This window comes from Enterobacter mori, from assembly GCF_025244905.1.
Classification (GTDB): domain Bacteria; phylum Pseudomonadota; class Gammaproteobacteria; order Enterobacterales; family Enterobacteriaceae; genus Enterobacter; species Enterobacter mori_A.
The window spans coordinates 4,459,288-4,471,466 of record NZ_CP104285.1; the positions used below are offsets into that span (position 1 = coordinate 4,459,288).

Consider the following 12,179-nt stretch of genomic DNA (forward strand, 5'->3'; position numbering starts at 1 on the left):
TACTCCGTTTTACTGGACGTCAGCGATGGCTTTCATCAGATCCTGATGCTTGTCGCCATACTGGGCGCGCACCGGCTCTGTGGCTTTGATAAACACCGTTTTGTCGATGTCGTGGAACTGCACCCCACCCGCCTTCATTTTCGCCAGTGCCTGGTCGTTATAGGCCTGCCAGAGCTTGCGCTGCTCGAACTGCGCTTCGCGGGCCAGAGTCAGTATCTTTTGCTGTTCGTCGGCGCTAAGCTTGTCCCATTTCACTTTTGAGTAGAGGATCATTTCCGGAGTGATGAAGTGGCCGCTGAGGGTATAGTTTTTGGCGACCGGCATGTAGTTGTGGGCGATAAAGGTTGGCGGGTTGTTCTCCGCGCCGTCGATCACGCCGGTCTGCATGCCGCTGTAGACTTCGCTCACGCCCATCGCGACCGAGTTCGCCCCCATGTCTTTCAGCGTGGCGAGCGCCACCGGGCTACCCTGCACGCGGATCTTCTTCCCTTTCAGGTCTTCCGGTTTAACGATCGGCTCTTTGGTGATCAGGTTGCGGGTACCGGAATCCATCCAGCCGAGGAAGACCAGGCGTGATTTTGGGTTCGCGGTCAGCTTGTCGCCGATCTGCTTGCCGATATCCCCGTCGATCACCTTGTGCATGTGGTCTTCATCGCGAAACACGTACGGAAGCGTGAAGACTTCGATATCCGGCAGGATGGCGGCAACTGGTGCCATTGAGACGCGGATCATGTCGATGGCACCCATCTGCGCCTGCTCAATCATCTGCTTTTCATCCCCGAGTACGCCGCCGGGGAAGACTTTGATCTCCAGCTTGCCGTCGGTTTGCTGTTTGAGTTTTTCACCCATGTGCTGAACCGCCACCACGTTCGGGTAGCCTTCGGGATGAACATCGGCAGCTTTGATGGTTTGAGCAGAAACGGTGCAGGCAAAAGCAGACAGACACAGCGCGGCCAGTAACGGCTTGAGGGTCGTTTTCATCGGGTCAACTCCAGGGTAGTGAGATAAGCGTTAAAACGGCGTTTTATTTTTATACGCTTAAAAATTAGACTACGGCTGGAAAAGCGGAGGTGAAGCGCCTCACAAAAGCGCGAAAATTTGAAACGATGGTTTAGAAAGTTTTTCCCTCTCCCCGTGGGAGAGGGTCAGGGTGAGGGCATCAGGCCGCACTCAACCCTTACGAATCACATACCGGTACGGCAGCGCGTCCGTTTCTTGCGCCACCAGCTCATGCTCCATAAAGGTACAAAAGCCGGGGATATCGCGGGTAGTGGCCGGATCGTCAGCGATGATCAGCAGCGTTTCGCCGGTCTGCATATTGCGCACGGTTTTGCGCACCATCATTACCGGCTCCGGGCAGCGGAGGCCCTGGGCGTCAAGGGTGTGGTCTGGGCTGGAAAACAGGTCGGTCATGGTCTTCTCGATCAAAATAAAACGGCTGTAGTTTACGCCCGGTTGCCGCCAATGCAAACCAGGTTAACGGTTGCGTGAAAATTAGCCATTGCAAAGTCCCGTCAAAGCAGTATCATGCGGCGGTTTTTATTGGGTTCCCTCACCCCAACGTATAAAAAGGTCACAATATGACGCAGTTTTCTCAATCGCAGCGCGTAAAAGCGTTGTTCTGGCTTTCGCTTTTTCATCTGCTGGTGATCACCTCCAGCAACTATCTGGTGCAGCTCCCGATCTCCATTTTTGGTTTCCATACCACCTGGGGCGCGTTCAGTTTTCCGTTTATTTTCCTCGCCACCGATCTGACCGTGCGAATCTTTGGCGCACCGCTGGCGCGTCGCATCATTTTTGCGGTGATGCTCCCGGCGCTGTTCGTGTCGTATGTGATCTCTTCCCTGTTCTACATGGGAAGCTGGCAGGGCTTTGAGGCGCTGACGCACTTCAACCTCTTTGTCGCCCGTATCGCCGCCGCCAGCTTTATGGCCTACGCGCTGGGGCAGATCCTCGACGTTCACGTGTTTAACCGCCTGCGTCAAAATCACCGCTGGTGGATGGCGCCGACGGCCTCCACGCTGTTCGGTAACGTGAGCGATACGCTGGCCTTCTTCTTCATCGCCTTCTGGCGCAGCCCGGATGCTTTTATGGCCGAACACTGGATGGAAATCGCGCTGGTGGATTACTGCTTCAAGGTGCTTATCAGCATTGTGTTCTTCCTGCCGATGTACGGCGTGCTGCTGAATATGCTGCTGAGAAGGCTGGCAGATAAATCTGAAATCACCGCATTGCAGGCAGGTTAAAGGTTCGCTTTATCAGTTGTGATAAGATGAGCGAATGAGCCGTTATGGCCGTTTATCGAAAGGAAGAAGTCAATGCGCAATCTGGTTAAATATGTCGGGATTGGCCTGCTGGTTGTTGGCCTTGCAGCCTGTGATAACAGCGATACCAAAACGCCTGCACAGGGCGCGTCCGCAGAGAGCAACGCAACCGGGCAGCCGGTAAGCCTGCTGGACGGAAAACTCAGTTTCTCTCTGCCTGCGGATATGACCGATCAGAGCGGCAAGCTGGGTACCCAGGCGAACAACATGCACGTGTATTCCGACGCAACCGGTCAGAAAGCGGTGATTGTGATTGTGGGTGACGACACCACTGAAGAGCTGAGCGTGTTGTCCAAACGTCTGGAAGATCAGCAGCGTAGCCGTGACCCGCAGCTTCAGGTGGTGACCAATAAGTCTATCGAACTCAAAGGCCACACGCTGCAACAGTTGGACAGCATTATCTCTGCGAAAGGCCAGACCGCTTACTCTTCCGTGGTGCTGGGTAAAGTCGATAACAAACTGCTGACCCTGCAGATCACGCTGCCTGCGGAAGACCAGCAGAAAGCGCAGACTGCCGCAGAAAACATCATTAACACCCTCGTGATTCAGTAATCTTTCACGAGGATGACGTGGCCTCCGGTGCGTGCTCCGGGGGCCATTTTTTTAGCCGCCACGTCAGCATCAGCGCCAGCACCACCAGTCCTGCCGCCGCCAGATAGATAACCGGCACGCCAGCCCAGGCCATCACCAGCCCTGCCAGCGGCCCGGTGATCCCCAGCGACATATCCATAAACACCGTATAGGTGGCGAGCGCGGCCCCCTGATTTTGCTGCGGCACGGCTTTCACCGCCACCACGCCCAGCGCCGGGAAGACCAGTGAGAAGCCCGCCCCCGCGAGAAAGACGCCGATTTTCGCCATCCACGGCGCAGCGGCGATCCCGGTCAGCAACAGCCCGACGATTTCGACCGCAAAGCAGATCATCGCTACATTCAGCCCGCCCAGACGGTTAATGCCGTTCGGGAAGAGCAGACGCGCGCCGACAAACGCACAGCTAAACAGGGTTAAGGCAAAGGCCGCGCCGTCCCAGCCTTTGGCGTCGTAAAACAGGGTGATGAAGGTGGCGATCACACCAAAGCCAGTGGTGGCCAGCGCCAGCGCCATGCCGTAGGGCCAGACGCGCCCCAGCACCGCGCGAAACGGCAGCGGCTTGCCCTTGCTGGCTTTCACTTTCGGGCGCGGCAGCGCCAGCAGGATCGCCAGCAGCGCGACCGCCATAATGGTGAGGGACAGGCCGTACAGCCCGCCCCAGGCGTAGCACACCACGCCAAGCGGCGCGCCAATCGCCATGGCGCCGTAGGTGACAATCCCGTTCCAGGAGATCACCCGTCCGATGTGCGATGCGCCGACGACGCCCACGCCCCAGAGCGTTGACCCGGTACCCGCCAGGCTTTGCCCGATCCCCAGAATCACGCGGCCCAGGCACAGCAGCACCAGACTGACCAGCGGCCACTGGCTGGCGGTGGCCGCCAGAAAGTAACCCAGCCCGCTCAGAAAGCAGCCACACAGCCCCACGACGACAATGCTCTTCGGCCCAAACAGATCGGCGTAGCGTCCCGCGTGCGGACGGCTTATCAGCGTCGCGAAGTATTGCAGGCTAATGACCAGCCCGGCCCAGAAGGCGCTAAAGCCCATTACGTCGTGAACGTAGCCCGGCAGGATCGCCAGCGGCAGGCCAATCGTCAGATAGCTGGCGAAGTTAAAAATCACAACAGAAACAATGCGCAGATTGAGGCGCACTCCGCTCAGTGCCGGTTCGGCGGAAGGTTCGGGCATGGGTTTAACCTGGATTTTTGCAACAGTGTTTCACTATTACCATGAAGAGAGATGAAAATCAGCAGTGACTTTCAGAGTAACACCCCAGACGAAGGGGATCCGGCGCACTACAATAAACAAGCCCCCCGAAAAAGGAATTCGTATGACAGCCAGCCCGCCCGATAAAGCAGGACTTCACATTTTGTTAAAACTCGCCTGTCTGGTCGTGATCCTGGCAGGTATCCACGCTGCGGCTGATATCATCGTTCAGCTGTTGCTGGCGCTCTTTTTTGCCATTGTGCTCAACCCGCTGGTGACCTGGTTTTTACGCCGCGGCGTCAGCCGTCCGGTGGCGATTACTATCGTCGTCATCGTCATGCTGATCGTTCTCACGGCGCTGTTTGGCGTGCTGGCAGCCTCCCTGAGTGAATTCTCGACCATGCTGCCGCAATACAACAAAGCACTGACCCGCAAGCTGGTTGATTTGCAGGAGATGATGCCGTTTATCAACCTGCATATTTCGCCAGAACGGATGCTGCGCCGGATGGATTCAGAGAAGGTGATGACCTACGCCACCACGCTGATGACCGGTCTTTCCGGTGCGATGGCCAGCATTCTGCTGCTGGTGATGACGGTGGTGTTTATGCTGTTCGAAGTTCGCCACGTGCCCTACAAACTGCGCTTTGCACTGAACAATCCGCAAATTCACATTGCCGGTTTGCACCGCGCATTAAAGGGCGTCACCAAATATCTGGCGCTGAAAACGTTATTAAGCCTGTGGACCGGGATCATTGTCTGGCTGGGGCTGATGTTAATGGGCGTGCAGTTTGCGCTGATGTGGGGCGTGCTGGCGTTTCTGTTAAACTACGTGCCCAACATTGGCGCGGTGCTCTCCGCCGTGCCGCCCATGGTCCAGGCCTTCCTGTTTAACGGGTTTTACGAATGCATGCTGGTCGGGGCGCTTTTCCTTGTCGTGCATATGGTGCTGGGGAATATTCTCGAGCCGCGCATGATGGGCCACCGCCTGGGCATGTCGACGCTGGTGGTGTTTTTATCGTTGCTGATTTGGGGCTGGCTGCTGGGTCCCGTCGGGATGTTGCTGTCGGTGCCGCTCACCAGCGTCTGTAAAATTTGGATGGAGACCACCAAAGGCGGCAGTAAACTCGCCATTCTGCTGGGTCCAGGTCGACCAAAAAGCCGGTTGCCGGGCTAATCCCTTGCACGGTTAGCTATTAACGGGGGCAATGGATTATAGTAATGGTTTCGCTGCGAAACTTTGTCGCTCTCTCTCTGTTTTGACTGAAGGCCAGACGTTACATGTACCAGGTTTTACTGGGAAAGATCTCCTCGCTGAGCACCGATCGTTGGGCAGAAGCCCTCTCTCGCCACGCGCCTGATGACGCGCGGCGCACTCGCTGGCTGGCTGAGCACGGCATTCTGGCCCGTCTGTTTGCGCCACTGCCGCTGCCCGAGATTATCCATAGCAATGAGGGTAAACCCGGCTTCGCCGGAGACTATCCGCTGTGGTTCAGCGTGAGCTACTGTGAAGATGATATTGCATTGATTATCAGCGATGAAGGCGATGTAGGCTGTTCTATAGAGCAGATCCGTCCGCAAGATAACTGGCGTACGCTGGCCAATGCCGTGTTCAGCAATGCCGAACACGCGGAGCTGGAAACGGCTCCCCCAGGGCAGCAGCTTGCCGCTTTCTGGCGTCTCTGGACCCGAAAAGGCGCCATCGTGAAGCAGCGCGGCGCCTATTCCTGGCAAATTGTCAGCATCGACAGCACCGCCACTGCGCTCCACTTCGTCAGTGACTGCCAGATCGGCTCTCTGAGCCTGGCTGTTTGCACCACTACGCCCTTCACGCTTACGGCAGATTTGATCCATCCGGCTGACGACGGGCTGGCGGGAAAATTACCAGCACGCCGAGAATAATCAAGCCAACGCCCGCCAGCCCGCGCCAGGAAAAGTGTTCTCCCCAGCCGGGCAGCAAAACGGCGGCACCCCACACCAGAATGTAGCTGAGGCTCAGCAGGGCATAGGCTCTACTGAGCGCCATGCGCTGCAGGGCCAGAAACCAGCAGCCCATCGAGGCGACATAGCCAGTGAGACCCAGCATCAAGGTTCCCGTCCCGGGCGCGGTGTGCCAGAGTGCAGCAAAAAAGGCGTCACTCACCGGCGGCAGCGTCACCATGGCGTGGCGCAACACCAGCTGCGCCACGCTGACCAACACCACGCTGCATAACGCCCAATATGCCCCCTTCACAGGCTTCCTCCCAGCAGGATAATCCCGACGATAATCAACCCGACGCCCAGCCAGTGGCGTGACGGGACAGACTCATGCCAGACGACTTTCGCCGCCAGCGTGACCCAGACAACGTTCAGGCTCAGCATAGGGTAAGCCACGCCGACGGGCAGATGCTGCAACACCACCAGCCAGGCAAGCATCCCGCAGCCAAGCGTCAACAAGGCCAGCCCAAGCCACAGGACAGCCCGCTGAGCGCCCTTCGCCCGGGTTGCCTGTTTCTGACACAGCTGCCCTGCGCAGCTCAGCAGACTTGCCAGTACCAGCCAGATCCAGGCCATCATTGCGGCAGATATTGCAGGTAGGCCAGACGCCCCTGAATCGTCAGGTTGTCCGGTTTTGGCAGCCCGGCGCGGGCTATGTCATCGTTTTTTGAAAGCAGGATCACCAGTGATACCGGCCCCTGTTGACGATGCGCTTCAAGCCATTGTGCGATGTCGCCATTGCTCACAAACCGTCCTTTCACATCCGGGTAACCGAGGCCATATTTCAGCTCCCCGGTCTGGCCAAAAAGAATGATGTCATGACGATTCAGTTCCCACGCCAGCCCCGACGCCACGCCAACGTTGTTTGCCAGCACAAACCGGCTCTCCTCCAGCGGCATGCGCACGGTATCCACCAGCGACTGCGGCTGTTTGGAATCCACCACCAGGTTAGGGATGGCAAAACCAATGAGCAGCGCAAGACCGGCAGGACAGAGTGCCGCGAGCCACCAGCGCTGCGCGCTCTGCTTCAGCGTAAACCAGCCCACCGCGGCCCAGATAAGAAAAGCGACCACGGCACAGAAGACTTTGTACAGTTCAACCGGTGTCCAGACCGGATGTTTAGCGAGTCCCCACGGCGACACCACCAGCGCCGCCACCACGCCGATAACGCCAAACGCGAGGTTGATGCCGCCGTTGACGCGCAGCACGCGGGCCCCTTTTTCCGCCATCGTGCAGGCGTAGCGCGCCATCAGGATAGCCAGCGGCGCGAAGCACGGCAGGATATAGGTGGGCAGCTTGCCTTTGGCGATGCTAAAGAACAGCAGCGGCATCACCACCCAGCCCAGCAGATAGAGCCCCGCCCCCTCATTTTTCCTCTCACGCCAGCCGAGGCGCAGTGCACCCGGCAGCAGCGCCAGCCATGGCAGACTCCCCGCGACGAGAAACGGCAGGTAGTACCAGAACGGCGCTTTATGCTGGGCATCGCTCTGGGCGAAACGCTGAATATGCTCCACCCAGAAGAAGTAACGCCAGAAATCCGGTTCGCGCTGGGCGATCGCCATCCCCCAGGGCAGGACGATAAGCACGCAGCTCAGGATCGCCAGCCAGCCGAAAACAAGCACCTCTTTCCAGCGTTTCTGCGCAATCACCCACGGCAGCACGCCTATCACCGGGACCGCCAGCGCCAGGAAGCCTTTGGTCATGACGCCCATGCCGCAGGCCAGCCCCAGCAGAACGTAGCCCCCCGCTTTTCCGGCCACGGTTTTCGATTGTGCGGCCAGCCAGAAGCTGCACATCGCCACCGCCAGCCACAGGGCGATAATCGGATCCAGCACGGCGTAGGTGCCGATGCCATAAACCAGGAACAGCGTTAAGAAGATAAGGCCGGAGAAAATCGCCACCCGCTTATCCTGCCAGAGGCGCCAGGCGAGCCAGATGACCAGCAGCGCCGTCAACCCGGTGGAGAAGATCGCCCCGGCGCGCACGGCAAAGTTGGAGTGTCCAAACAGCAGTTGCCCGATGCTGTTAACCCAGTAACCGGCAATCGGCTTTTCAAAGTAACGCAGGCCGAGAAAATGCGGCACAATCCAGTCGCCCGAGGCGAGCATTTCACGGCTGATTTCCGCGTAGCGCGTCTCGTCCGGCTGCCACAACAGGCGGAGATCGACCGGGATAACGTAGTAAACAATAAACAGTGCGAGAAGCGCTAAGCCATAACGGGCTGCTTTCATGATACCGGGCTCACGGTTTGTTGATAGCCAAGCCAGCCTTCCCGACCGGCCATTTCATTGCGCACAATTTTGCCGACGGGCAAGGTGCTGAGATCGTCTGGCAGCATGTCGCTGAGCGGGCAAAAGTGAATGCCCTCGGCGGCAGCCATCGTCAACAGCGCATCAAAATCATGCTGATACGCGATCCCTTCTACCTCGGCGTGAATAGTGTAGACCGGCGTACCCTCATCGCGATGCATGCAGTCCAGTATGTAGCGGTTAAACCCTGCGGCACTGACGTCGCGCCCGACCACTTCATCCCAGGTCGGAAGCGTAACCGGAATTTGAACCGTACCGGTGCGACCGTTCCCTAACAGCGGTAAAAACGGGGCGGTACCGCGACAATCGCTGTTATAGCGAAAGGCGAAGGTCTCCTTGGCTTTCACCACGCGCTGGTCGGCACGCCATCCCGCCGCGGCGGAACAGCGCACGGGCTGGCCGGTAATCGCCTCCAGTTCCTGCACGCCGCGCTCAACGTCTTGTTCCAGGCGCGGAATATCCCAGATGCCCGCCCAGACCTGCCAGGCATGATGATCCCAGGCGTGAAGCCCCACTTCGTGCTGATGCGCCGCCTCACAGACGATCGCTTCATTCCCCGCCCCGATGCGCCTGCCGGGCCAGGCGGTCCCCGCCAGCAAAATATCCCAGCCGTAGAGGGATGCCGCGCGCGAGCGCAGCATTTTGAGCAGAAAGGCCGGTTTAACCAGGCGCCACAGATGACGCCCCATGTTGTCTGGCCCGACGCTGAAGAAAATGCTGGCACGCACGCCGTGCTTGCTCAGCAGTTCCAGCAGCCGCGGGACGCCGTCGCGGGTGCCGCGAAAGGTGTCGACATCAATGCGTAAACCGACTTTTTTCATGATGCCTGTTCCGACAGCTCCACGGTGCGCAGAAAGAAGTCGAGCGTTTCATCAATGGTCTGCTCCATCTTCACGGTTGGCGTCCAGTTCAGGCAGCGCTTCGCGTTGCGGATGCTCGGCTTGCGGTGCTCAACGTCCTGATAGCCTTTGCCGTAGTAGCTGCTGCTCTCCACTTCGCGGAACCCGGCAAACGGCGGGAACTGGCTGCGCAGCGGATGGCGTTCAAAGCTTGCCAGCAGCATTTCAGCCAGCTCGCGGATGCTCGCTTCGTTGTCCGGATTGCCGATATTGATGATCTCCCCGTTGCAGCGGCCGTCTTTGTTTTCGATGATGCGGAACAGCGCTTCGATGCCGTCGCTAATATCGGTGAAGCAGCGTTTCTGTTTGCCGCCTTCGATAAGCTTAATAGGCGACCCTTCCACCAGGTTCAGGATCAGCTGGGTGATGGCGCGGGAGCTGCCGATACGCGCGGCGTTCAGGTTATCCAGACGCGGCCCCATCCAGTTAAACGGACGGAACAGTGTAAAGCGTAGCCCCTCTTTCTCGCCGTAGGCCCAAATCACGCGGTCCAGCAGCTGCTTGGAGACGGAATAGATCCAGCGCTGTTTGTTGATCGGCCCGACCACCAGGCTGGAGGTGTCCTCGTCGAAGTTCTTATCGGTACACATGCCGTACACCTCAGAGGTGGACGGGAAGATGATGCGCTTATCGTATTTGACGCAGTCGCGGATAATCTTCAGGTTCTCTTCGAAATCCAGCTCGAACACGCGCAGCGGGTTACGGGTGTACTCAATCGGTGTGGCAATCGCCACCAGCGGCAGCACCACGTCGCATTTCTTGATGTGGTATTCGATCCACTCCGAGTGGATGCTGATATCCCCTTCGACGAAGTGGAAGCGCGGATTACCGAGGAAACGACCGATCGCATCGGATCCAATGTCCAGACCGTAGATCTCGTAGCCGTCGTCTTTCAGCAGGCGCTCGGTGAGGTGGTTACCGATAAACCCGTTCACCCCGAGGATCAGCACGCGCGTGCGCCGTTTGAGCGCCACCACCGGCGCGCTGGTGATCAGCGCCCCCGCCACCAGCCCCAGAGACTGCGCCAGCTGCGCTCCCTGAACGTACAGGCCGCTGTCGGTTTGTCCGGTGACGATCTCCAGCGCCTGCTCGCCGCAGCTCACAATCAGCGGGGAGACCGAAACGACGGTGCCCGGTTTGGCGGCAGGGATGTCGTCACGCACGCGGGATTTCCAGACGATGAATTTACTCACGCCCGCAAAGCTGTACGCCCCCGGCCACGGGTCGGTCACGGCGCGCACCAGGTTGTGCAGCTGACGCGCCGGTTTGTTCCAGTCCAGACGGCCATCTTCCGGCGTGCGGCGACCGAAGCAGCTGGCCTTGCTTTCATCCTGCGCGGTTTCGGTAAAGGTTCCCTGAAGGATCGTCGGCAGCGCGTCGCGCAGCAGGCTTTGCGCGGCGGTGCAGAGCTTGCGGTGCAGCTCCAGCGCCGTCTCATCGGCGTCAATGCTCACTTTCTGCTGCGCCACGATACCGCCCGCATCGGCACGTCGCACCATTTTGTGCAGCGTTACGCCGGTTTCCGTTTCACCGTTAACCAGCGCCCAGTTCAGCGGGGCACGGCCACGGTAGGCTGGCAGGAGGGAGCCGTGCAGGTTGAACGCCCCTTTGTCTGCCACGCTCAGGATCGCGTCGCTGAGCAGGTTGCGGTAATAGAACGAGAAAATCACATCCGGCGCGAGTTTCTGAATGCGATCCACCCACAGCGGGTGGTTCACGTCGTCCGGGGCGTACACCGGGATACCGTGTTCAGCCGCAATACGCGCCACCGAGCCAAAGAAATGGTTTTCTCCAGCCACGTCCGGATGCGTGAAGATGGCAGTAATGTCGAAGCCCGCGTCCAGCAAGGCTTGCGTGCCCGAGCACCCCATATCGTGATAGGCGAAGACGACAGCTTTCATGGGTGTTTTTCCTCTTGAGATGCGGTGTGTTCCTGACGGACAACCCGTTGAATAAAGTAGCGCGGACGCGCGCGAACATCGTTGTAAATACGGCCGATGTATTCACCGAGCAGGCCCATACCAATGAACTGGGCGCCGATGAACATGAACAGCACGGCAAACAGCATAAAGACCCCTTCCGCCGCCCACTGCGGGCCAAGGGCCAGCCGCAGCACGACCAGCAGAACGGAAAGCGCAAACCCGGCCAGCGCGATAACGCTGCCGAAAACGCTCAGCAGGCGCAGCGGCGTGGTGGTCAGGCAGGTGATGAGGTCGTACATCAGGTTGATCAGACGCATAAAGCTGTACTTTGACTCCCCGTGCTCGCGCTCGGCGTGCAGCACCGGGATCTCCGTCGCTTTACGGGCAAAGGTGTTCGCCAGAATCGGAATGAAGGTACTGCGCTCGTGACAGTGCAGCATGGCGTCGATGATGTGGCGGCGATAGGCGCGCAGCATGCAGCCGTAATCGCCCATCGCTTTACCGGTGGTGCGCTGGATCAGCCGGTTAATGGTGCGTGACGCCAGCTTGCGAAAGAGGGTGTCCTGACGGTTTTGCCGCACGGTGCCGACCACGTCGTAGCCTTCATCGGCTTTGGCAACCAGACGCGGGATCTCCTCCGGGGGGTTTTGCAGGTCAGCATCCAGCGTAATCACTAAGTCGCCCGTCACATGGCTGAACCCGGCCATGATTGCCGAGTGCTGGCCGTAGTTACGGTTGAGCAGCACGGCAACAATGTGGCTCCCCTCCGCCTGTGCGGCGTCGGTCAGCATCATTGCGGAGTCATCGCTACTGCCGTCATCCACCAGCAGAATTTCATATGCCTTACCGAGCGTCTCGCAGGCAGCGGTTGTGCGCCGGATCAGCTCCGGCAGGCTCTCCTGTTCGTTGTAGACCGGGATCACCACGGAGACTTTTTGAACGGGCGGCGCGCTGAACAT

13 protein-coding genes are annotated in these 12,179 nt (G+C 58.8%); 4 read left to right on the top strand and 9 right to left on the bottom strand.

Translation table 11 applies throughout. The features are described 5' to 3' along the window. Positions 1 to 9: 9 nt before the first annotated feature. The gene (locus N2K86_RS21155; RefSeq protein WP_260659859.1) at positions 10 to 981 is read right to left on the bottom strand and encodes a TRAP transporter substrate-binding protein; all 972 of its coding nucleotides are present in this window, start codon (positions 979 to 981) and stop codon (positions 10 to 12) included. A gap of 189 nt (positions 982 to 1,170) precedes the next feature. Further along, positions 1,171 to 1,413: a sulfurtransferase TusA gene (gene tusA / locus N2K86_RS21160; RefSeq protein ID WP_119937551.1), complete on the bottom strand. Its 243-nt coding sequence runs from the start codon at positions 1,411 to 1,413 to the stop codon at positions 1,171 to 1,173. Between the two features lie 167 nt (positions 1,414 to 1,580). Between tusA and N2K86_RS21165 the strand changes: the two genes are divergently transcribed. Both N2K86_RS21165 and N2K86_RS21170 read left to right on the top strand, forming a co-directional pair. Further along, complete coding sequence (locus tag N2K86_RS21165; protein ID WP_260659860.1) at positions 1,581 to 2,246, top strand: 7-cyano-7-deazaguanine/7-aminomethyl-7-deazaguanine transporter; 666 nt, start codon at positions 1,581 to 1,583, stop codon at positions 2,244 to 2,246. Positions 2,247 to 2,318: 72 nt separating this feature from the next. Next, positions 2,319 to 2,876, top strand: a complete 558-nt coding sequence (locus tag N2K86_RS21170) for a DcrB family lipoprotein (protein WP_042713320.1) — start codon at positions 2,319 to 2,321, stop codon at positions 2,874 to 2,876. 4 nt (positions 2,877 to 2,880) lie between these two features. Here N2K86_RS21170 and N2K86_RS21175 read toward each other — a convergent pair whose 3' ends face one another. Continuing rightward, complete coding sequence (locus N2K86_RS21175) at positions 2,881 to 4,098, bottom strand: MFS transporter (RefSeq protein ID WP_260659861.1); 1,218 nt, start codon at positions 4,096 to 4,098, stop codon at positions 2,881 to 2,883. 142 nt (positions 4,099 to 4,240) lie between these two features. On the opposite strand from N2K86_RS21175, the gene N2K86_RS21180 reads away from it, so the two are divergent. Beyond that, entirely contained in the window at positions 4,241 to 5,290 is a 1,050-nt protein-coding gene (locus N2K86_RS21180; protein WP_260659862.1) for an AI-2E family transporter, read from the top strand. A gap of 104 nt (positions 5,291 to 5,394) precedes the next feature. Further along, on the top strand, positions 5,395 to 6,015 hold the full coding sequence (gene acpT / locus N2K86_RS21185; RefSeq protein WP_260659863.1) for a 4'-phosphopantetheinyl transferase AcpT: 621 nt from the start codon (positions 5,395 to 5,397) through the stop codon (positions 6,013 to 6,015). On the opposite strand, the gene arnF is transcribed toward acpT, so the two are convergent. The 6 genes from arnF to arnC are packed head-to-tail and all read right to left on the bottom strand — an operon-like array spanning position 5,948 to position 12,179. Next, positions 5,948 to 6,346 carry a 4-amino-4-deoxy-L-arabinose-phosphoundecaprenol flippase subunit ArnF gene (gene arnF / locus N2K86_RS21190; protein WP_260659864.1) on the bottom strand — a complete coding sequence of 133 codons (399 nt, stop codon included), beginning with the start codon at positions 6,344 to 6,346 and terminating at the stop codon, positions 5,948 to 5,950. The two genes, acpT and arnF, sit on opposite strands and share 68 nt — an antisense overlap. Next, the gene (arnE, locus tag N2K86_RS21195; protein ID WP_260659865.1) at positions 6,343 to 6,669 is read right to left on the bottom strand and encodes a 4-amino-4-deoxy-L-arabinose-phosphoundecaprenol flippase subunit ArnE; all 327 of its coding nucleotides are present in this window, start codon (positions 6,667 to 6,669) and stop codon (positions 6,343 to 6,345) included. The genes arnF and arnE overlap by 4 nt, the downstream gene beginning before the upstream one ends. After that, positions 6,666 to 8,321 carry a lipid IV(A) 4-amino-4-deoxy-L-arabinosyltransferase gene (gene arnT / locus N2K86_RS21200; RefSeq protein WP_260659866.1) on the bottom strand — a complete coding sequence of 552 codons (1,656 nt, stop codon included), beginning with the start codon at positions 8,319 to 8,321 and terminating at the stop codon, positions 6,666 to 6,668. The genes arnE and arnT overlap by 4 nt, the downstream gene beginning before the upstream one ends. Next, complete coding sequence (gene arnD, locus N2K86_RS21205) at positions 8,318 to 9,220, bottom strand: 4-deoxy-4-formamido-L-arabinose-phosphoundecaprenol deformylase (RefSeq protein WP_260659867.1); 903 nt, start codon at positions 9,218 to 9,220, stop codon at positions 8,318 to 8,320. Before arnD ends, arnT begins: the two co-directional genes overlap by 4 nt. Next, positions 9,217 to 11,199: a bifunctional UDP-4-amino-4-deoxy-L-arabinose formyltransferase/UDP-glucuronic acid oxidase ArnA gene (gene arnA, locus N2K86_RS21210; protein ID WP_260659868.1), complete on the bottom strand. Its 1,983-nt coding sequence runs from the start codon at positions 11,197 to 11,199 to the stop codon at positions 9,217 to 9,219. The genes arnD and arnA overlap by 4 nt, the downstream gene beginning before the upstream one ends. Then, positions 11,196 to 12,179 carry an undecaprenyl-phosphate 4-deoxy-4-formamido-L-arabinose transferase gene (arnC, locus tag N2K86_RS21215; protein WP_260661741.1) on the bottom strand — a complete coding sequence of 328 codons (984 nt, stop codon included), beginning with the start codon at positions 12,177 to 12,179 and terminating at the stop codon, positions 11,196 to 11,198. Before arnC ends, arnA begins: the two co-directional genes overlap by 4 nt.